Genomic DNA, 20,197 nt, shown 5'->3' with positions numbered 1-20,197 from the left:
AAGCTTGGACGCGAACGTTGGGCTGACGCCTCACGGGGTCGTCGCGATGCACCCCTTGCGATGATCGTGGATTTGTCACGCCCGCTTGTCAAGCATTTGTCCCTGCTGTCGCAGGGCAATCGCTTTTGACAAATGACCGCATCCAACTCTGTGGCAAGCATTTCTCCCCGTTAGCGGGCTGTTAACGGGGAGAAATGAGGTGACCGCAAAATTGGCGACCTGACGGCTGGCTCGTGCGACGGACCCTGGTCAGTGATTGTCCCTCGGCACGCCGCTTGTATGAGCCACATCCTGGTATTTCACCGCCGGCTTCAGCACCATGCCTTCGGAAAACTGGTCGACCATGCCGCGCTGGATTTCCTGCCAGGGCGTCTGGTGCTTCGGATAGTGATAGCCGCCATTGTTTTGCAGCTCGGCGCGGCGCCGCGTGATCTCGTCGTCGCTGACGAGGATGTCGGCGGTACCCTTGCGCAGGTCGATGCGGACGCGGTCGCCGGTCTTCAGCAGCGCCAGGCCGCCGCCGATGGCGGCTTCCGGCGAGGCGTTGAGGATCGATGGCGAGCCCGACGTGCCCGACTGGCGACCGTCGCCGATACAGGCCAGCGCGTGGATGCCCTTTTTGATCAGATAGGCAGGCGGCTGCATGTTGACGACTTCCGCGCCGCCGGGATAGCCGATCGGGCCGGCGCCACGCATGAACAGGATGGTGTGCTCGTCGATGCCCTGTGCCGGGTCGTCGATGCGGGCGTGATAGTCCTCGGGGCCGTCGAAGACCATGGCGTTGCCCTCGAAGGCTTCGGGGTCCTTTGGGTTCGACAGATAGCGCTCGCGGAATTCGGGCGAGATGCCGCTGGTCTTCATGATCGCCGAATCGAACAAATTGCCCTTGAGATTGATGAAGCCGGCATTGGCTTTCAGCGGCTCGGCAACCGTGCGGATGACGTCGAGGTTCTCGTTGACGGCGCCGCTACAATTGTCGCCGATGGTCTTGCCGTTAGCCGTCATGGCTTCCGGATAGGGCAGCAGGCCGCCCTTCATCAGTTCGGCGACCACGGCCGGCACGCCGCCGGCATGGTGATAGTCCTCGCCGAGATATTCGCCCGTCGGCTGCAGATTGACGATGAGCGGTATGTTGAGGCCGACCTTCTGCCAATCGTCATTGTCGAGCGGCACGCCGAGATGGCGGGCGATGGCGTTGAGGTGGATCGGCGCATTGGTCGAGCCGCCGATCGCCGAGTTGACGACGATGGCGTTCTCGAAGGCCTTACGGGTCATGATGTCGGAGGGCTTCAGATCCTCATGCACCATGTCGACGATGCGCTTTCCGGTCTCGTAGGCGATCTGGCCGCGTTCGCGATAGGGGGCGGGGATAGCGGCCGAGCCCGGCAATTGCATGCCGAGCGCCTCGGCCAGCGAATTCATCGTGGTGGCGGTGCCCATCGTGTTGCAATAGCCGGTCGACGGCGCCGAGGAGGCAACGATATCCATGAACTCGTCATAGCCAATCTCGCCGGCCGACAGGCGCTGGCGCGATTCCCAGACGATGGTGCCGGAGCCGGTGCGCTTGCCCTTGTGCCAGCCGTTGAGCATCGGGCCGACCGAAAGCGCGATAGCCGGAATGTTGACGGTGGCCGCGGCCATCAGCATGGCCGGCGTCGTCTTGTCGCAGCCGATGGTGAGCACCACGCCGTCGAGCGGATAGCCGTAGAGCACCTCTACCAGGCTGAGATAGGCAAGGTTGCGGTCAAGTGCAGCAGTCGGCCGCTTGCCGGTTTCCTGGATCGGGTGGCAAGGGAACTCGAAAGGAATGCCACCCATCGAGACGATGCCTTCGCGCACGCGCTTGGCCAGTTCGATGTGATGGCGGTTGCAGGGCGACAGGTCCGAGCCGGTCTGGGCGATGCCGATCAGCGGCTTCCCGGACATCAGTTCGGCCCGCGTCAGCCCGTAATTCAGGTAGCGTTCCAGATAGAGTGCCGTCATGCCCGGATTGTCGGGATTGTCGAACCACTCCTGCGAGCGAAATTTTTTCTTGTGGGTGGGGGCGCCTGCCATCGTGGTCTCCGTATTTGTATGACAAATCGATATGACAACGCGCGGAAGCAGGCAAGGGGCACGCGCCATCCGAATCCGCACTTTGGTGCGATAGACATAGATCTGCCCCCGCGCTAGACGGGGATTGGGGTTTGCCAGTCCGCTATCCCGGAAAAGTTGGAGCGTGTCGCCGCGGACCTACCTGACCCTTCCGGCCACCCTCCCCCTCAAGGGGCCCACTTGGGGGGATATCCGCATCACTCGAATACGATGCTCGGCACTGCAGCCTCGGCCGCGCCGCGCTCTTCATTGACGCGGTCCCAGACCTTGGCGGCGATGTCGCGATAGATTTTCGCCTCAGCGCCATCCGGCTTGGAGACCACCACCGGCGTGCCGGCATCGGAGCTCTCGCGGATGCCCATCTCGAGCGGCACTTCACCAAGGAAGGTGACGCCGAGACGCTCGGCCTCGCGGCGCGCGCCGCCATGGCCGAAGATGTCGTAGCGTTTTCCCGTATCGGGGGCGAGAAAATAGCTCATGTTTTCGACGATACCCAATAGCGGCACGTCGACCTTTCTGAACATGTTGAGGCCTTTGCGCGCATCGATCAGGGCCAGGTCCTGTGGCGTCGAGACGATGACGGCGCCGGCCAGCGGCACCTGTTGGGCCATGGTCAGCTGGGCGTCGCCGGTGCCGGGCGGCATGTCGACGACGAGCACATCGAGCGGTCCCCATTCGACCTCGCGCAGCATCTGCGTCAATGCCGACATCACCATCGGCCCGCGCCAGATCATCGGCGTCTCCTCATCGACGAGGAAGCCCATCGACATGACCTTGAGGCCATAATTCTGCATCGGTTTCAGGATCTTGCCGTCGACGGTCTGCGGTCTGCCACGAATGTTGAGCAGACGCGGCATGGAGGGGCCATAAATATCGGCATCGAGCACGCCGACCCGCAGCCCGTTGGCGGCAAGCCCAAGGGCGATATTGACGGCGGTGGTCGACTTGCCGACGCCGCCCTTGCCGGAAGCAACAGCGATGATCGCCTCGATGCCGGGTACGCCGCGCTTGCCCTGGCTGTGTGAGGCCGGCGCCTGGGGCATGGGACGCGCAGGTGCGGCCGGTGGAGCGGGCCTCTGAGCCGGGCTTTGCGGAACCGGCGCCTCCATGCCGCCTCCCTTCTTTTCCGCCGTCAGCGCGACCACGGCGCCGGCGACACCGGGGATCGCCTTGACGACACGTTCGGCGGCCGCGCGCAGCGGCTCCATCTCCTGGGCACGGGCAGCGGGAACGGTGATTGAGAAGAACACCTTGGCATCGGCAATGAAAATCTCGGACACCAGGCCGAGGTCGACGATATTGCCGGTGAAATCCGGCCCATTGACCGTTTTCAGGCGCTCGATAACGATTTCCTTGGTCACGTTTTCATGGGCGGCGGGCATGAGTTTTTCCTCTACTTTTCCGCTCCAGATAATGCAGTTCCGGAACAGAACCAAGCGATGGACCAACAGTTGCAGCGGCGTACCGGGGAGGCAGCGAGCATATGACGGCATTTCCAGTGGGAGTAGCCGTCGCCAAATCGTCAACGCAGCCTATTTCAATGGACATGGAATGACCGTCAGGGAAGGAGACGAATCATGCTCGCAAACAGCAACGCAACGGCCAATCTCGCTGTGAAGGACCTGGCCAAGGCCAGGGCTTTCTACGAAGGGACGCTCGGCCTCAAAGAGGTGCACAATGAAGGTGGCGAACTGATCGTCTATGAAAGCGGCGATACCGCCATCAACGTGTACCGTTCGAACTTCGCTGGGACCAACAAGGCGACGGCTGTGACCTGGACGGTCGGCGATGAACTCGGCAAGATCGTCGAGGCATTGAAATCGAAGGGCGTGACCTTCGAGCATTACGACATGCCCGGCCTGACGCTGGAGGGCGACGTTCATGTCGGTCAGGGCATGAAGATCGCATGGTTCAAGGATCCGGACGGCAACATCCTGAACCTTGTGGATAGGTAGATACGGCGCATCGCCTGCCGCGCAGTGCTGCGGTGCTGTCACCATGCCAGGCCGACCGCGAGGTAGGTGAGAGCCGCGATCGCCGCGGTTGCCGGCAGGGTGACGATCCATGCCACCACGATGTTGCCGGCAATGCCCCAGCGAACGGCGGAGACGCGGCGGGCGGCGCCGACGCCAATGATGGCGCCGGTGATCGTGTGCGTGGTCGATACCGGAATACCGAGCCAGGTGGCGGCGAACAGGGTGATCGCACCGCCGGTCTCGGCGCAGAAACCCTGCATCGGGTTCAGCCGGGTGATCTTCGAGCCCATTGTGTGGACGATGCGCCAGCCACCGAGCAATGTGCCCAGCGCCAGCGCCGACTGACAGGTGATGACGACCCACAGCGGCACGTAAAAATTCGCGCCGAGCATGCCTTGCGAATAGAGCAGCACGGCTATGATGCCCATCGTCTTCTGCGCGTCGTTGCCGCCATGGCCGAGCGAATAGAGCGAGGCGGAAAAGAACTGCATGACGCGGAACGTGCTGTCGACTGCGAACGGCGTCTGCCGCACGAACAGCCAGGAAACCGCAAGGATCAAGATGAGCGCCAGCAGAAATCCCGCCGCCGGCGATAGCACGATGGCTGCCGTGGTCTTGCCCAATCCGGCCCAGACGATAGCGCCGGTGCCTGCCTTGGCAACGCCGGCGCCGACCAAACCGCCGATCAGTGCGTGTGAGCTGCTGGACGGGATGCCGACGAGCCAGGTGACGATGTTCCAGACGATGGCGCCGACAAGTGCTGCGAAGATCACTGCCGGCGTGACGATGCTGGCGTCGATGATGCCGGTTCCCAGCGTCTCCGCCACGTGGAGACCGAAGAACATGAAGGCGATGAAATTGAAGAAGGCCGCCCAGAACACCGCATAATGCGGCCGAAGCACCCGGGTGGAGACGATGGTGGCGATGGAGTTGGCGGCATCGTGCAGGCCGTTAAGGAAATCGAAGAACAGCGCGACGAAGACAAGGCCGACCAGCACGGGAAAGGCTATTGCGGCTTCCACTATACGTTCTCGATGACGATGCCGCTGATTTCGTTGGCGACGTCCTCGAAGCGATCGACCACCTTTTCCAGCTCGCCGTAGATCTCGCTGCCGATCAGATAGGCCATCGGATCGCTGCGGCCGTGCCGCTTGAACAGGTCCTTCAGGCCCTGCTCGTGCAGGTCGTCGGCCCGGCCTTCCGCGCGCATGACCTCCTCGGCGATGGCGTTGAGGCGCACCGTATGCGCCCCGACCTCGCCGAGCAGCGGGATCGCCTCGGCCACCAACTTGGCGGCCTCGACGACGACGCCCCCCATTTCCTGCATCAGCGGGTCGAATTCCTTCTTTTCGAACAGCCTTACCGTCTTGACGGTCTTGTGCATCATGTCGATGGCATCATCCATCGACTGGATCAGGTCCTTGATGTCGCCGCGGTCGAAGGGCGTGATAAAGGAGCGGCGCACGGCCAGCAGCACTTCCGCGGTGATCTGATCGGCTTCGTCCTCGAGATCGATGATCGTCTGACACCAGCGGTCGATGTCGTTGCCCTGCAAAAGCTGCTGCAGTGCCTCGGCGCCAGCGACCACGGTGCGGGAATGCCGCTCGAACAGGTCGAAGAAGCGATCTTCGCGCGGCAAAAGCTTGCGGAACCAGCCCAGCATGTTCGGTCTCCCGTCGTGTCGGTCCACGACCAGTTCCATCCACATAGCGCTGCATGCCATCGCGGGAAACAGTAAGCCGGCTGAAAGATGTGGATGCGGACGATTTACAGGCGGCTTGCGGCCGAAGGCGATTTCCACGACGTTGCGCGCTACGATCGGACACAGCGTCCGTGACAGGCTCCCGACGGCATGATCGACAAGCTGGAATTCTTCATAGCACTTGCCAGGGAAGAACATTTCGGCCGGGCGGCGGAGGTGTGCGGCGTCACCCAACCGACGCTTTCGGCCGGCATCAAGCAGCTGGAGGGCCAGCTCGGCGTGATGCTGGTGCTGCGCGGCTCGCGCTTCCAGGGGCTGACGCCGGAAGGCAAGCAGGTGCTGGTGTGGGCGCGCCGCATCGTCGGCGATAGCAGGACCATGCGCGAGGAGATGCGGGCGGCACGCCACGGCTTGTCAGGGCGCATCCGTATCGCCGCGATCCCGACGGCGCTGGCCATGGTGGCGCGATTGACGACGCCGTTTCGGGCAAAGCACCCCGGCGTTACCTTCTCGGTGCTGTCGCGGACATCGATCGAGGTGCTGTCGCTGCTCGGCAATTTCGACATTGACGCCGGCATCACCTATCTCGACAACGAGCCGCTCGGACGCGTCACCAGCGTGCCGCTCTACGACGAGCGCTACCAGCTGATCACCGCCGTCGGGAACCCCTATTTCGACCGCGACAAAGTGACATGGGCGGAACTCAGCCAGCTGCCGCTCTGCCTGCTGACGCCGGACATGCAGAACCGCCGCATCATCGACCAGCATCTGGCCGAAGCCGGCGTGCAGGTGCGGCCGACTTTGGAATCCAACTCGATGATCGTGCTGTTTTCGCATATCCGCACCGGCAAATGGTCGTCGATCATGCCGCTTAACCTTGCGGAAACGTTCGGCTTTTCCGAGCCGATCCGGGCTATCCCGATCGTCGAGCCGGATGCCAGCCACACCGTCGGGCTGGTGGCCGCGCCGCGCGAACCGCACACGCCGCTGGTCTCGGCGCTGTTGGACGAGGCAATGGCGCTGGCGGACGATTTCCGCGCCCGCCGCTAGGCTAGACAATGCTGGTGAACGCGATCGATAGAAGATTTCTATCGAGCAACGGATCGGCTTTATTGATTTAGCGGGTTTCCTCTGATTTCTTAAGCACTTAGCGGAAGACCGCCACGACCAGGGAGGGCGCTGCATGACGATGCAGCCTGCAAGTACCGAGATCGCATCGCGCACGGCGGCGATCATCCAGGAGCTGAAAGGCCTCGAAGGCCCGCTGTTGCCGATCCTTCACGGTATACAGGAAGAGTTCGGCTATGTGCCGCAGGACGCGCTGCCCGTGATCGCCGAGGCGCTGAACATCTCCAGGGCCGAGGTGCATGGCGTCGTCACTTTCTATCACGATTATCGCAGCCAGCCGGCCGGCAGGCATGTGCTGAAGCTCTGCCAGGCGGAAGCCTGCCAGTCGATGGGTTCGGATGCGATCGCCGCCAAGCTCAAATCATTGCTGGGCATAGGCTTCCACGAGACAACCCGCGACGGTTCGGTGACGCTGGAGCCGGTCTATTGCCTCGGCCTTTGCGCCTGCTCGCCGTCGGCGATGCTGGACGGTGAGGTGATCGGGCGGCTCGACGACGAAAAGCTCAATGAAATCGTTGCCGAGGTGCGCTCATGATCCCGCGTATCTATATTCCGGGCGATTCCGGCGCGCTGGCGCTCGGCGCGGAAAAGGTCGCCAAGGCGATTCGGGCGGAATTGGCCGAGCGCGGCATCGAGGCCAAGATCGTGCGCAACGGCTCGCGCGGCGCCTATTTCCTCGAGCCGATGGTCGAAGTGGCGACAGCCACTGGCCGCGTCGCCTATGGGCCGGTGAAGCCATCCGACGTCAAAAGCCTGTTCGACTGCGGCTTCCTCACCGGCGGCCACCACAAGCGCTGGCTGGGTACGCCGGACAAGATCCCGTTCCTGGCCAAACAGACGCGGCTGACCTTTGCGCGCTGCGGCGTCACCGATCCGCTGTCGCTCGATCACTACAAGGCGCATGGCGGGCTGAAAGGCCTGCAGAATGCAGTGGCGATGACGCCGTCCGACGTCGTCAAACAGGTGACCGAGTCCGGGCTGCGCGGTCGTGGCGGCGCCGGCTTCCCGACCGGCATCAAGTGGAAGACGGTGCTCGATACGTCGGCCGACCGCAAATACATCGTCTGCAATGCCGATGAAGGCGATTCCGGCACGTTCGCCGACCGCATGATCATGGAAGGCGACCCCTTCGTGCTGATCGAAGGCATGGCGATCGCCGGCATTGCCACCGGCGCGACCAAGGGCTTCATCTATATCCGCTCCGAATACCCGCATGCGGTGGCGGTGATGCAGAAGGCCGTCGAGATCGCCCGCAAGGCCGGCTTGCTCGGCGTCAATGTGCTCGGCTCGGCCAATTCATTCGACATGGAAGTCCGCGTCGGTGCCGGCGCCTATGTCTGCGGCGAGGAGACCGCCCTGCTCGACAGCCTCGAAGGCAAGCGCGGACAGGTGCGGGCCAAGCCGCCGCTGCCGGCGCACAAGGGCCTGTTCGGCAAGCCGACGGTAATCAACAACGTCATCTCGCTGGCCTCGGTGCCGGTGATCATGGACAAGGGCGCCGCCTTCTACAAGGATTTCGGCATGGGCCGTTCGCGCGGCACCATCCCGATCCAGATTGCCGGCAACGTGAAGTATCCCGGTCTCTACGAGGCCGCGTTCGGCATGACGCTGGGTGAAATCGTCGACGACATCGGCGGCGGCACGGCGACGGGGCGTCCGGTCAAGGCGGTACAAGTGGGTGGCCCGCTCGGCGCCTATTTCCCGCGCGCCCTGTTCGACACGCCGTTCGACTACGAGGCGTTTGCCGCCAAGGACGGGCTGATCGGCCATGCCGGCATCGTCGTTTTCGACGACAGCGCCGACATGCTGAAGCAGGCACGCTTTGCCATGGAATTCTGCGCTATCGAAAGCTGCGGCAAGTGCACGCCGTGCCGCGTCGGCTCGACGCGCGGCGTCGAGGTGCTGGACCGGCTCGCCCAGAACGTCGAACCGGAAAAGCAGATCGCGCTGGTCACCGACCTTTGCAACACGATGAAGTTCGGCTCGCTTTGCGCTCTCGGCGGCTTCACCCCATATCCAGTGATGAGTGCACTCAACCATTTCCCGGACGACTTTCGGCCGACGCCGGTCGCCGAAGCAGCGGAATAGGAGCGGACAGGCATGAACGCGGCATTCGACATCAAATCGCTGGTCCAGGAAATCGACTACGGCACACCCGCCTCGGAAGCCGAACAGCAGGTAACGCTGACCGTCGACGGCAAGTCGGTGACGGTGCCGGCGGGGACCTCTATCATGCGCGCTTCGATGGAAGCGGGCGTCGAAATCCCGAAACTCTGCGCCACCGACATGCTGGATTCGTTCGGCTCCTGCCGGGTCTGCCTCGTCGAGATCGATGGGCGCGGCGGCACGCCGGCCTCGTGCACGACGCCGGTCGGCGAAGGCATGGTCGTGCATACGCAGAGCGACCGGCTAGACGCCATCCGCCGCGGCGTGATGGAACTCTATGTCTCCGACCACCCGGCGGCGTGGGGCGAGAAGGCCGGCACCGGCGCCAGCGAGTTCGACAAGGTCGTCAGGACGGTCGGCCTGACCGAGAACCGCTATGGCGTGGACGGCCGCAACCACGTCAAGCAGGAAAACGGCGTGGCGCCCGGCCATGGCTCGCTGACCATCGACTATATCGCGCGTGATGAATCGAACCCCTATTTCACCTACGATCCGGCGCAGTGCATCGTGTGCTCGCGCTGCGTGCGCGCTTGTGAAGAGGTGCAGGGCACGTTTGCGCTGACCATCGAGGGCCGCGGCTTCGAATCCAGGGTCTCGGCCGGCATGCACGAGGCGTTCGTCGATTCCGAATGCGTGTCGTGCGGGGCCTGCGTGCAGGCCTGCCCGACCGATGCGCTGAGGGAAAAGACCGTGCTGGCGAAGGGCCTGCCCGAGCGCTCGACCGTCACCACCTGTGCCTATTGCGGCGTCGGCTGTTCGTTCAAGGCCGAGGTCAAGGGCGACGACGTCATCCGCATGATGCCCTACAAGGCAGGCAAGGCCAACCACGGCCACTCCTGCGTCAAGGGCCGCTTCGCCTATGGCTATGCGACGCACAAGGACCGGATCCTGAAGCCGATGATCCGCGAGAAGGTCAGCGATCCGTGGCGCGAAGTGTCGTGGGAAGAGGCGCTCACCCATACGGCGAACGAATTCCGCCGCATCCAATACCAGTACGGCCGCACCTCGATCGGCGGCATCACCTCGTCGCGCTGCACCAACGAGGAAACCTACCTCGTCCAGAAGTTGGTCCGGCAGGGCTTCCGCAACAACAATGTCGACACCTGCGCCCGCGTCTGCCATTCGCCGACCGGCTATGGCCTCGGCCAGACCTTCGGCACCTCCGCCGGCACGCAGGATTTCGATTCGATCGAGCAGACGGACGTCATCCTGCTGATCGGCGCCAATCCGACCGATGCGCATCCGGTGTTCGCATCGCGCATGAAAAAGCGCATGCGCCAGGGCGCCAAGCTGATCGTGCTCGATCCGCGCCGCACCGACATCGTGCGCTCGGCCCATGTCGAGGCGCAATTCCATCTGCCGCTGAAGCCGGGCACCAACGTCGCCATGCTGACAGCGCTCGCCCATGTCATCGTCACCGAAGGCCTGTTCGACGAGGCCTTCATCCGCGAGCGCTGCGACTGGGACGAGTTCCAGGATTGGGCATCGTTCGTGGCATTGCCGGAAAACAGCCCGGAGGTCGTCGGCCAGCTCGCCAACGTCGATCCCGACGACATACGCGGTGCAGCCCGGCTCTATGCCCGCGGCGGCAACGGCGCGATCTATTACGGCCTCGGCGTGACCGAGCACAGCCAGGGCTCGACCACCGTCATCGCCATTGCCAACCTCGCCATGGCGACCGGCAATATCGGCCGGCCGGGCGTCGGCGTGAACCCGCTGCGCGGCCAGAACAATGTGCAGGGCTCCTGCGACATGGGCTCGTTCCCCCACGAGCTTCCCGGCTATCGCCACATCTCAGGCGACGCCGTGCGCGCTATCTATGAGAGCCTGTGGGGCGTCAAGCTCGACGACGAGCCCGGCCTGCGCATCCCCAACATGTTGGACGCAGCCGTCGACGGCTCGTTCAAGGGCCTCTATGTGCAGGGCGAGGACATCCTGCAGTCGGACCCCGACACCAAGCATGTCGCCGCGGGTCTCGCCGCGATGGAATGTGTGGTCGTGCACGACCTCTTCCTCAACGAGACGGCCAACTACGCGCATGTCTTCCTGCCCGGCTCGACCTTCCTCGAGAAGGACGGCACCTTCACCAATGCCGAGCGCCGCATCAACATGGTGCGCAAGGTGATGGAGCCGAAATGCGGCTATGCCGACTGGGAGACGACGCAGGAGCTCGCCAAGGCGCTCGGCCTCGGCTGGAACTACACGCATCCGTCTGAGATCATGGACGAGATCGCCAAGACGACGCCGAGTTTCGCCGGCGTTTCCTTCGACCTTCTCGACCGGGTGGGCTCGGTGCAGTGGCCCTGCAACGAGAAGTCGCCGGAAGGCACGCCGATCATGCATATTGGCGGCTTCGTGCGCGGCAAGGGCAAGTTCATCCGCACCGAATACGTGGCGACCGACGAAAGGACCGGACCGCGCTTTCCCCTGCTGCTGACCACCGGCCGCATCCTGTCGCAATACAATGTCGGCGCGCAGACCCGGCGCACCGACAACGTCGTGTGGCATAGCGAGGACCGGCTGGAGATCCATCCGCACGATGCCGAAAATCGCGGCCTGCGCGACGGCGACTGGGTGCGGCTGACCAGCCGCTCCGGCGAGACGACGCTGCGCGCGCTGATCACCGAGCGGGTGTCGCCGGGCGTCGTCTATACGACCTTCCACCATCCCGACACCCAGGCCAACGTCATCACCACCGACTTCTCCGACTGGGCGACCAACTGCCCGGAATACAAGGTGACCGCGGTGCAGGTGGGTGCATCCAACGGCCCGTCGGAATGGCAGCGCGACTATGACGAGCAGGCGAAGCAAAGCCGCCGCATCGCGAAGTTGGAAGCGGCGGAGTAGCGTTTTGGCGTCGTGCCGGAGCACCCCCCTCTGGCCTACCGGCCATCTCCCCCTCAAGGGGGGAGATTGGATGTCATCTCGGCTTTCGCCAATCACCAGCGTCGAAGGGTGCCTTACGTCTGAACTGCCAATCTCCCCTCTTGAGGGGGAGATGGCCGGTAGGCCAGAGGGGGGTGCCGCGTGATGCCCAAACGTCGTGCTGTCACCCAGATCAGCCGCCTCGCGCGCCGCGCCGGCGGCACCGCGGCCGCCAACCGCATGGTGCCGGAAGAGACGCCGGTAGCATTCTCCTTTGCCGGCACCACGCATGCGGTGATGATGGCAAGCCCGGCCGATTTCGAGGATTTCGCGCTCGGCTTCTCGCTGACCGAAGGCATCATTGCCTCGCCAGACGAAATCGAAGCGATCGAGGTCGAGGATCACGGCGCCGGAATCGATATCCAGATCAGGCTGAAGGACAGCGCCAACACCCGCTTCGAGGCGCGTCGCAGACGGCTGGCCGGCCCGGTCGGCTGCGGGCTGTGCGGCATCGAATCGATCGAGGAAGCAATGCGCTCGGTCGATCCGGTCGGCGCGTCAACGCTTACGCTTCAGGCCGACGATATCGTTCGCTCGGTCAAGCTTTTGTCGAAGGTGCAGCCGCTGCACGCCGAGACCGGCGCGGTCCACGCGGCCGGTTTTTACCTCCCCGGCAAGGGCATCGTCATGGCGCGCGAGGATGTCGGCCGTCACAATGCGCTGGACAAGCTGGCCGGCGCCCTGGCCAAAGCCGGTATCGACGGCAGGTCGGGGGCCGTCGTCGTGACGTCGCGCGTTTCGGTCGAGATGGTGCAGAAGACCGCGGCGATCGGTGCTGCCTTCATCATCGCCGTCTCGGCGCCGACGGCACTTGCCATCCGCACCGCGGACGACGCCGGCATGACGCTGGTGGCGCTGGTGCGCGGCGACGATTTCGATATTTTCACCCATCCTGACCGCGTGGTTTCCGGAGTTGCCAAGCATGTCGCATGACGAAGGCCACCTCATGAGCACCAGCGAAAAGCTGGTTCGCATGGCCAACCAGATCGCCGCCTTTTTCCACTCCAAGCCGCGCGAGCAAGGCATTGCCGGCGTCGCCGAGCACATCAACAAGTTCTGGGAGCCGCGGATGCGCCGGCAATTGTTCGAGATGCTGGATAGCGGCGGCGAAGGGTTCAACGAGCTTGTCGTCGCGGCCGCGCCTCACATCAAGCGGCCGGGCGCGCCGGAGGGCGCAGGTTTTAGCGTCGGCGGTGCGAACACCGAGACTACCGCCGCGTCACAGAAGTAGGCGCCGCGGACCTACATTCACACTCTCTATAGTTTCATCTGCCGCAAGCTGCGCGCCTCTGCTATGATCCGGCGATAAGAAATCGTCGGGTCGGGCGGACAACCTCGTGAGGCCGATCGAAACTCGATACGCGCTCAGTGGCGACGTGCGGATCGCCTATCAGGTGGTCGGCCAGGGATCGCTCGATCTGGTCTTCGTGCCGGGTTTCATTTCCAATCTCGACCTGCACTGGGAAGACGAAGGCTACACCCGGCTGTTGGCGTTACTTGCGGAACACCGCAGTCATACATCATCTCTTATGCAAGGTGGCGGCAGCCGGGGCAGCGCAAGCCTCCATGACTACGGAGAGGGAAACCCCTACTCGCTCTCACCCTCCAGCGCCGGCACCGACACGCCAGCAAGCTCCGCCGCCAGCAACCGCGCAGCACCGGCGCGCGCGATCCTCAGCATCAGCGCCTTGCGTGTCGCCGCCGCCATGCGGTGCTCGGGCGCATCGCGCAAAATCTCAGCACCATAGCCGTCCGAGAGAATGAAGCCGCACTCTTCCGGAAAGATTTCCTGGGGCACGCCGGGATGCGTGGCGAAGAAGAAGCGGTCGGAATGCAGCCGGTAGTCCGGCCATTTGCGGTCGACCCTGAAATCCTCGATCGAGGATTTGATCTCGATGATCCAGATGTCGCCCTGGCGGGTCAGCGCCACGAGATCGGCGCGGCGCCCGGTCGCCAGCGACAGTTCGGGCAAGACATGCGCGCCCATCTGCTTGAGCAGCCGCTGCACGCCGCGACGAACCAGCATGGCACGCTCCGACTGGCGGCCGTCGATGAGCGGGTTGAGGGGAAGAGGTGAGATGATCGGCATGGCCGCACCATGCCAGATTTTGTTCACGGTTTGAACCCGGTTTTCAGTGCGATTATCTGGCTGACAAACCTAATCTGCAAAATACTGTGGAGCGGGCGCTACAAGGCCCGCCCTTCCACAAGGCGGGCCGCTCGCGTTATGAATGCGGTTCTTACTGGTGAGGGGAGCTATGTTTTCGCGAGGCGTCGCGGTTGATCTAATATTCACCGCTGCAGGCCCGAAAGTGGTCGCAGCATAATCAAAAAGGTGGCGAAGCATGGTTACTGAGATTGCAAGTTTGACGATCGACCAGACTAGGCTCAATAGGATGCTCACGCGGGGCGTCGTATTTTCCGTTATTTGGCTCGCCGGTTTCGGGTCTTCTTATGCACTCTACCAGGGGCTTCTGGCGCGACGGATGATAAAAATGAATCCCATGCTTCGGGGAAATGGCCGCGCCTGGTGGTGCATCATTGTGGGAGGGCTTGGGGCCGCAGCCTTATGTGCGATAGTTGGCGCCGGCATTTTCAACGCCATGACACAACCCTAGGTCACACGGTAACACCGCCTGCCGATCCGGTGTTGGGTCATATTGATATGTAGGTCCCATTCAATGAGCGCTTCCGGCGTCATCCTCCCATCGTTGGCCGTCATTCCCGGCCGCAAGTTTGAAGCTTGCTGATTCATATCAAAATGCTCCTGTCCTGTCGCCGGGCCGCACCAGATATGGCAACTCAGATTTGCCATTGTCATCGAACAGGCCTCAGCTAACCGGCATCATGCCCTCCAGAGCAATAATTCTCGTCTTTGCGCAGCGTTCGCGGATGGCCTTGAGCCGGCCGTATTCTGGAGAATCGTACCATGCCAGGAGGGAAGCCATGTCGGGGAATTCGACAATGACGAGGCGATGAGGCTCCCAATCGCCTTCCAGAACTTTGGTGGCTCCGCCGCGAGCGATGTACCTCCCCCCGTAGCGGGCTTCGGTTGCAGGCACGTCCCGGCGGTATTCCTCGAAGACGGCGGCGTCGGTTATGTCTACATCAGCAATGAGATATGCGGCCATTGACCTTACTCCCCTTGGGAAAGGCAATTGAAACAGGTCTATTAGCGGTCCCGCAACTAAGCCAGCGGTACTACGCCTCGGAAACGACTCGCGTTCTCCCGGATTGCGGCGCTTAACTGTCTTGGTGGGGGCAGCTCTGGGAGGAGACGAACCATGCCGATGTATCTCACGCGATTCAGCTACAGGCCCGAAACCTGGGCGCGCTTGATGGACAATCCCGAGGATAGACGCGAGGCTGCCCGTTCCTACATCGAGTCGGTGGGCGGAAAGCTGCACGGGTTCTGGTATGCCTTCGGAGAGTACGATGGCTGGAACCTGTGGGAGGCGCCGGACAATGTGTCGATGGCATCCGTCATGCTCGCAATCGGTGCGGGAGGCGCGCTCAGCTCGTACGAGACCACCGTGCTGTTAAGTGTCGAAGAGACGATGGACGCGCTTGGGAAAGCGAAGTCGATCCGCTATCGCCCACCGGGATCGTGACGGCCGCCCCTGCTTTGCGGAGTGTCGAAGGCTGGGGAACGCTTGCTCTCGAACGGCGCCCGTTCCTACACTTTTGCGCAAAAAATGTCCGCTGCACCCTCTTGGCAGCGCCGGCAGCTTGCGCTTTCAATGTCGGCCACGGGATTTTTTACGAGGAGCACACCACGACGGAAGATGACGACCGGAAATCGGCGACGCCGGAGGAAATCCGCTCGGCCATCAGAGGCTGGGCGGTGCTTGGGGCAATCATCGTTGCCGTGTTTGGTGCCGCCTACGTCATGATCGATAGTTGAATGGCCGACGATCCTGGTCGCCCCGATGGACTGCCTGAAAAGATCGGCACGGTCCTTGGTGCATTGGTGGTGATCGGCACGTTCGGGCTTCTGGCCTGGACCGTGCTTCGCGGCGTCCTTTATTGAACCCGGCCCGTCAGGATCATCTCCTGCAGCGGCCGCGTCTCAGGCCGATCTCCTCGTAGTAACGGATGGTCTTGGCCGGCAGGCCAGAGCGCCGGGCAGCGTCACCGACATCCATGGTGATTTCCTCGTCTCGTGGCTTTTGTTCCTGGCCTATTGATTTTGCAGCATAATCCTGCGGAGGCTGTTGCCGAAATGCCATAGTCGCAGGTTTACCAGCATGCAAGTCCAAGGATATAGGCATCGCCCGCTTGGCAAGCAAAGCAAATGCCAGCATGAATGAAGATGAAAAAGCGGCCGACTCGAGCCGCTGTTGTTTGGGCAGGGCATCGGACCTTTTCATGCGCATGAAGTCACTTGCAATCGTCGCGGCCCTGGCGCTGTCGACAGCTGTCGCCGGTTGCAGCACCATCGGGTCGCAGATCTTCACCAACAACTACGGCGCGGTGACCGATGCCGGCTATCACCTGCCGCGCATCCCGATCGAAAAGGTGCCGTTCAAATACCGCCGGCAGATCGTCGACTACGACACCAGGGAAAAGCCGGGCACCATCATCGTCGATACGCAGAACAAATTCCTCTATTTCGTCATGGGCGACGGCGAGGCGATGCGTTACGGCATCGGCGTCGGCCGTGAGGGTTTCGAATGGCACGGCACTGCACATATCGCGCTGAAGCGCGAATGGCCGACCTGGACGCCGCCGTCGCAGATGATTAGGCGCCAGCCGGAGCTGACCAAGTTTGCCGGCGGCATGGAGCCGGGATTGAAGAACCCGCTCGGCGCGCGCGCCATGTACCTGTTCAACAAGGGCGGCGATATGGGCTATCGCCTGCATGGCAGCCCGGAATGGAATTCGATCGGCAAGGCGATGTCGTCGGGCTGTATCCGGCTGATGAACCAGGACATTATCGACCTCTACGACCGCACCTCGGTCGGCGCCAAGGTCATTGTAATATAAAGCCCTCATACGCGGACCGTCTAGGCAACAACACAGACGTCGCAAACAGAAAACCGGGCACTTGAGCCCGGTTTTTTGTTGTCTGCGGAAGTTGAAGATGGAACGGCGTGTCAGGAAACCTGTTCGACATGCTGCACTTCCGGCACAAAGTGCCGGAGCAGGTTCTGGATGCCGTGCTTCAGCGTCGCCGTCGACGACGGGCAGCCGGCGCAGGCGCCTTTCATGTGCAGGAATACCGTGCCGTTCTCGAAGCCGCGGAAGGTGATGTCGCCGCCATCCTGGGCAACGGCCGGGCGCACCCGCGTGTCGAGCAGCTCCTTGATGGTGAGGACCAGCTCCTCGTCGGCCTTGTCGTAGAATTCGCCGGTCTGGCTGGTCTCGGCGGCGGGGCCGGCCTTGGCCATCACCGGGGCGCCGGACATGAAATGCTCCATGATGGCGCCGAGGATAGCCGGCTTCAGATGCTGCCAGTCGGGGCCGTCCTTGGTCACGGTGATGAAATCATAGCCGAAGAAGACGCCGGTGACGCCGGGGATCTCGAACAGCCGGCCGGCCAACGGCGAAGCCGTTGCGGCGCTATCGGCATCACGGAAATCGGCGGTGCCTTCTTGCAGCACTTCCTTGCCGGGCAGGAATTTCAGCGTCGCCGGGTTTGGCGTCGACTCGGTCTGGATGAACATGGCCGTCTCCGTGCCCGTTTCGGGGCAGCTAGTTTGGAATAATTCTAATTAGGCTTTATCCGCCCGACATTCAAGCGAAAGGCGTCGCGGGGAACGACTGGCTGGTGGAATGAATTTTCTTCTGTAGCGCCGTGCGTCTTCCTGAAGCGCCAACGATGCCGTTCATGCAATGATACTCACCGGCCGTAAGCAACCACTGCATCGCTGCGTTCTTGGACCACTGTAACGGCATGGATCCCAGGGTCTGCGCCGCGTCGCTTCGCTCCTTGCTCCGCCCTGGGATGACGAAAGGAGGGACGCTCCGGCTCATTTTGAACGCCTGCGACTTGCCATCGGCCCACCCGAGAGCCGTATCTCTCACGCCTGCGATTAGCCATAAGCCACCACGCCTTCGTCATCCCAGGGCGAAGCAGGAGCGAAGCGACGTAGCGGAGACCCTGGGATCCATGCCGTGACCTTCGAGCGTCGCGGCGCTGAACGACAGGGTCCTTTTTGGCCCCGCAACATTGGCCCGATCGGTTCGTCGCAGGCCCGCTGAACGTACCCTAGGCCAAGCTGTCGATCTCCTCGTCCGACAGGTTCTGCGGCACCACCGTGACCGGGATAGGAAAGGCGGCGCCCTTGCCGGCGACCGCACCGACCAGCGGCCCAGGCCCTTCCTTGCCGGCGCCTGCCGCTAGCACCAGGATGGCGATGTCCTGGTCTTCCTCGATCAGCTTGTGGATCTCTTCGGTCGGCTTGCCTTCGCGCACCACCAGCTCCGGCTCGATGCCGAGCTTCTGGCGCACCTTGTTGGCGTAGCTGTCGAGTGCCGCGCGCGCCGTGGCGGTCGCCTCCTCGCGCATGATCTTCTCGACGCCCAGCCAGTGCTGGAAATCATCCGGCTCGATGACATAGAGCAGCACCAGCACGCCGCTCGTGCTTTGCGCCCGCTTCGAGGCGTAGGCGACGGCGCGCTCGCATTCGGGCGTGTCGTCGATGATCGCCAGGAACTTGCGGCGATGACCGGCTTCGCGGCTGAGGCGTTTGGAGACCATATTCACCCTGTTCGATGGTTTCGGTCGCAATCTGCCACCGCCGCAGCCCGCCCGCAAGCGACCGGCGGCTGTGGCGATGCTGGTGCAGCTTAAAGCGCGTCGCGTTCGACCAGCCTCATGCGACGCGCTTCAGGTTCTTGTTTTATGCATGTCGTTATCGCAAAACCGCTGCACACTTTTGCGCGACATGCATTAGCTTTGCAGCAGGCCGATAATGTCGCGCACGGTCTTCATCGTCGCTTCGGCCAATGTGCCGGCACGCTCGCCGCCATCCCGCAACACCGCGTCGACATAGGCGCGGTCATCGGAGATGCGGCGCATCTCGCCGGCGATCGGCGCCAGCTTTTCCACGGCGAGATCGGCCAGCGCCGGCTTGAACACCGAAAACTGCTGGCCGCCAAATTCCTTCAGCACGGCCTCTTTCGAGATTTCGGCGAGGCCGGCATAGATGCCGACGAGGTTTTCCGCTTCCGGCCGGCCGGCAAGCCCGTCCAGTTCGCCGGGCAAGGCTTCCGGGTCGGTCTTGGCCTTGCGGATCTTCTTCGAGATGGCATCGGCATCGTCGGTCAGGTTGATGCGCGACAGGTCCGACGGGTCGGATTTCGACATCTTTTTCGAACCGTCGCGCAGCGACATGATGCGCGCCGCCGGGCCGCCGATGACCGGCTCGGTCAGCGGGAAATAGCCGTTCACCGTCTCTTCGCCGACCTGCATCTCGACGCCGACGCCAAGCGCTGCGATGCGGTCCGAAAAGTCGTTGTTGAATTTCTGCGCGATGTCTCGGGTCAGCTCCAGATGCTGCTTCTGGTCGTCGCCGACCGGCACGTGGGTGGCGCGGTAGACAAGGATGTCGGCGGCCATCAGGGAGGGATAGGCGAGCAGGCCGAGCGAGGCGTTCTCGCGGTCCTTGCCGGCCTTGTCCTTGAACTGCGTCATGCGGTTCATCCAGCCGATGCGCGCCACGCAGTTGAAGACCCAGGCAAGCTCGGCGTGCTGCATCACCCGCGACTGGTTGAAGACGATGTGCTTGTTCGGATCGATGCCGGAGGCGAGAAACGCCGCGGTGATCGAACGCGTCTGGTCCTGAAGATCCTCATAGACGAGCTGTGCGGTCAGCGAATGCAGATCGACGACGCAATAGATGCAGTCGGAGGTGTCCTGCAGGGCGACGAATTTCTTGATGGCGCCGAGATAATTGCCGAGATGCAGATTGCCGGTTGGCTGGACGCCGGAAAAGACGAGCGGTTTGAAGGGGGGCTGATCGGTCATGGTGTTTCCCTGGCTTGTGGAGGGCCGTTTCGCGCGCGGCGAAAGTCTTGCGACGGCGCGCTTATGGACGAGAGCGAGGAGACGATCAAGAGGGCGTTGGCCACGTCACGCGGGGCTTTGGCGTCGGCCGAGCAGAAGGCTGTTTGAGGGGGATGGCGCCGACCAGAAACAAAACCCGCCTTGCGGCGGGTCCTCGGCGCCAATCAGCACCATACCGAAATTAGTAGCATAGCT

Annotated in this window: 20 protein-coding genes and 1 pseudogene; 11 read left to right on the top strand and 10 right to left on the bottom strand. The window is 62.8% G+C overall.

Annotated features, from left to right (window positions below; translation table 11 throughout):
* Window positions 1-249: 249 nt before the first annotated feature.
* Together NKI95_RS21910 and NKI95_RS21905 are read right to left on the bottom strand one after the other, a co-directional pair.
* Window positions 250-2,055, bottom strand: coding sequence for an IlvD/Edd family dehydratase (locus tag NKI95_RS21910; protein WP_352665372.1), 1,806 nt, complete (start codon window positions 2,053-2,055; stop codon window positions 250-252).
* 236 nt (window positions 2,056-2,291) lie between these two features.
* The gene (locus NKI95_RS21905) at window positions 2,292-3,476 is read right to left on the bottom strand and encodes an Mrp/NBP35 family ATP-binding protein (protein ID WP_352719324.1); all 1,185 of its coding nucleotides are present in this window, start codon (window positions 3,474-3,476) and stop codon (window positions 2,292-2,294) included.
* A gap of 195 nt (window positions 3,477-3,671) precedes the next feature.
* Between NKI95_RS21905 and NKI95_RS21900 the strand changes: the two genes are divergently transcribed.
* A complete protein-coding gene (locus NKI95_RS21900; protein ID WP_352719323.1) occupies window positions 3,672-4,049 on the top strand; it encodes a VOC family protein in 378 nt (125 codons plus the stop codon).
* A 38-nt stretch (window positions 4,050-4,087) separates the two neighbouring features.
* On the opposite strand, the gene NKI95_RS21895 is transcribed toward NKI95_RS21900, so the two are convergent.
* A complete protein-coding gene (locus NKI95_RS21895; RefSeq protein ID WP_352719322.1) occupies window positions 4,088-5,092 on the bottom strand; it encodes an inorganic phosphate transporter in 1,005 nt (334 codons plus the stop codon).
* Window positions 5,092-5,733, bottom strand: coding sequence for a DUF47 family protein (locus tag NKI95_RS21890; RefSeq protein ID WP_352719321.1), 642 nt, complete (start codon window positions 5,731-5,733; stop codon window positions 5,092-5,094). Before NKI95_RS21890 ends, NKI95_RS21895 begins: the two co-directional genes overlap by 1 nt.
* Before the next feature lie 189 nt (window positions 5,734-5,922).
* Between NKI95_RS21890 and NKI95_RS21885 the strand changes: the two genes are divergently transcribed.
* The 6 genes from NKI95_RS21885 to NKI95_RS21860 all read left to right on the top strand — a co-directional run bounded on the left by NKI95_RS21885 (window position 5,923) and on the right by NKI95_RS21860 (window position 13,222).
* A complete protein-coding gene (locus NKI95_RS21885; protein ID WP_023717897.1) occupies window positions 5,923-6,822 on the top strand; it encodes a LysR family transcriptional regulator in 900 nt (299 codons plus the stop codon).
* Window positions 6,823-6,955: 133 nt separating this feature from the next.
* Window positions 6,956-7,435 (top strand): formate dehydrogenase subunit gamma, encoded by a 480-nt coding sequence (locus NKI95_RS21880; RefSeq protein ID WP_292656094.1) that lies wholly within the window; start codon window positions 6,956-6,958, stop codon window positions 7,433-7,435.
* Complete coding sequence (locus tag NKI95_RS21875) at window positions 7,432-8,988, top strand: formate dehydrogenase beta subunit (RefSeq protein ID WP_352719320.1); 1,557 nt, start codon at window positions 7,432-7,434, stop codon at window positions 8,986-8,988. Before NKI95_RS21880 ends, NKI95_RS21875 begins: the two co-directional genes overlap by 4 nt.
* 12 nt (window positions 8,989-9,000) lie before the next feature.
* Window positions 9,001-11,913: a formate dehydrogenase subunit alpha gene (fdhF, locus tag NKI95_RS21870; RefSeq protein ID WP_352719319.1), complete on the top strand. Its 2,913-nt coding sequence runs from the start codon at window positions 9,001-9,003 to the stop codon at window positions 11,911-11,913.
* A 183-nt stretch (window positions 11,914-12,096) separates the two neighbouring features.
* Window positions 12,097-12,924 (top strand): formate dehydrogenase accessory sulfurtransferase FdhD, encoded by an 828-nt coding sequence (fdhD, locus tag NKI95_RS21865; RefSeq protein WP_502908434.1) that lies wholly within the window; start codon window positions 12,097-12,099, stop codon window positions 12,922-12,924.
* The gene (locus NKI95_RS21860) at window positions 12,914-13,222 is read left to right on the top strand and encodes a formate dehydrogenase subunit delta (RefSeq protein WP_352467525.1); all 309 of its coding nucleotides are present in this window, start codon (window positions 12,914-12,916) and stop codon (window positions 13,220-13,222) included. The genes fdhD and NKI95_RS21860 overlap by 11 nt, the downstream gene beginning before the upstream one ends.
* A 357-nt stretch (window positions 13,223-13,579) precedes the next feature.
* Here the strand turns inward: NKI95_RS21860 and NKI95_RS21855 are convergent, their stop codons facing one another.
* Together NKI95_RS21855 and NKI95_RS21850 are read right to left on the bottom strand one after the other, a co-directional pair.
* The gene (locus tag NKI95_RS21855) at window positions 13,580-14,080 is read right to left on the bottom strand and encodes an MmcB family DNA repair protein (protein WP_352719334.1); all 501 of its coding nucleotides are present in this window, start codon (window positions 14,078-14,080) and stop codon (window positions 13,580-13,582) included.
* A 742-nt stretch (window positions 14,081-14,822) separates the two neighbouring features.
* Window positions 14,823-15,122, bottom strand: a complete 300-nt coding sequence (locus tag NKI95_RS21850; RefSeq protein WP_023717905.1) for a DUF1330 domain-containing protein — start codon at window positions 15,120-15,122, stop codon at window positions 14,823-14,825.
* Between the two features lie 153 nt (window positions 15,123-15,275).
* Here NKI95_RS21850 and NKI95_RS21845 point away from each other — a divergent pair, with 153 nt between their 5' ends.
* From NKI95_RS21845 to NKI95_RS21835, 3 genes are all read left to right on the top strand, one after another.
* Window positions 15,276-15,602, top strand: coding sequence for a GYD domain-containing protein (locus NKI95_RS21845; RefSeq protein WP_023717906.1), 327 nt, complete (start codon window positions 15,276-15,278; stop codon window positions 15,600-15,602).
* Between the two features lie 101 nt (window positions 15,603-15,703).
* On the top strand, window positions 15,704-15,895 hold the full coding sequence (locus NKI95_RS21840) for a hypothetical protein (RefSeq protein ID WP_352719317.1): 192 nt from the start codon (window positions 15,704-15,706) through the stop codon (window positions 15,893-15,895).
* Window positions 15,896-16,021, top strand: coding sequence for a hypothetical protein (locus NKI95_RS21835; protein WP_352467528.1), 126 nt, complete (start codon window positions 15,896-15,898; stop codon window positions 16,019-16,021).
* A 40-nt stretch (window positions 16,022-16,061) separates the two neighbouring features.
* Here the strand turns inward: NKI95_RS21835 and NKI95_RS21830 are convergent.
* Window positions 16,062-16,136, bottom strand: a pseudogene (locus tag NKI95_RS21830) (MerR family DNA-binding transcriptional regulator); the annotation flags it as partial.
* A 223-nt stretch (window positions 16,137-16,359) separates the two neighbouring features.
* On the opposite strand from NKI95_RS21830, the gene NKI95_RS21825 reads away from it, so the two are divergent.
* Window positions 16,360-16,977 (top strand): L,D-transpeptidase, encoded by a 618-nt coding sequence (locus tag NKI95_RS21825; RefSeq protein ID WP_352719316.1) that lies wholly within the window; start codon window positions 16,360-16,362, stop codon window positions 16,975-16,977.
* Window positions 16,978-17,087: 110 nt separating this feature from the next.
* On the opposite strand, the gene NKI95_RS21820 is transcribed toward NKI95_RS21825, so the two are convergent.
* The 3 genes from NKI95_RS21820 to trpS form a co-directional block, all read right to left on the bottom strand.
* Window positions 17,088-17,657, bottom strand: coding sequence for a NifU family protein (locus NKI95_RS21820; protein WP_292664553.1), 570 nt, complete (start codon window positions 17,655-17,657; stop codon window positions 17,088-17,090).
* 545 nt (window positions 17,658-18,202) lie between these two features.
* On the bottom strand, window positions 18,203-18,694 hold the full coding sequence (locus tag NKI95_RS21815; RefSeq protein WP_107649287.1) for a universal stress protein: 492 nt from the start codon (window positions 18,692-18,694) through the stop codon (window positions 18,203-18,205).
* A 192-nt stretch (window positions 18,695-18,886) separates the two neighbouring features.
* Window positions 18,887-19,963: a tryptophan--tRNA ligase gene (gene trpS / locus NKI95_RS21810; RefSeq protein ID WP_352719315.1), complete on the bottom strand. Its 1,077-nt coding sequence runs from the start codon at window positions 19,961-19,963 to the stop codon at window positions 18,887-18,889.
* Window positions 19,964-20,197: the final 234 nt, after the last annotated feature.

Origin of the sequence: Mesorhizobium sp. M0306, from assembly GCF_040321655.1 — a bacterium.
Lineage (GTDB): Bacteria > Pseudomonadota > Alphaproteobacteria > Rhizobiales > Rhizobiaceae > Mesorhizobium.
Note: the sequence above shows the minus strand (reverse complement) of the source record. Positions and strands in the feature narration are given on the sequence as shown.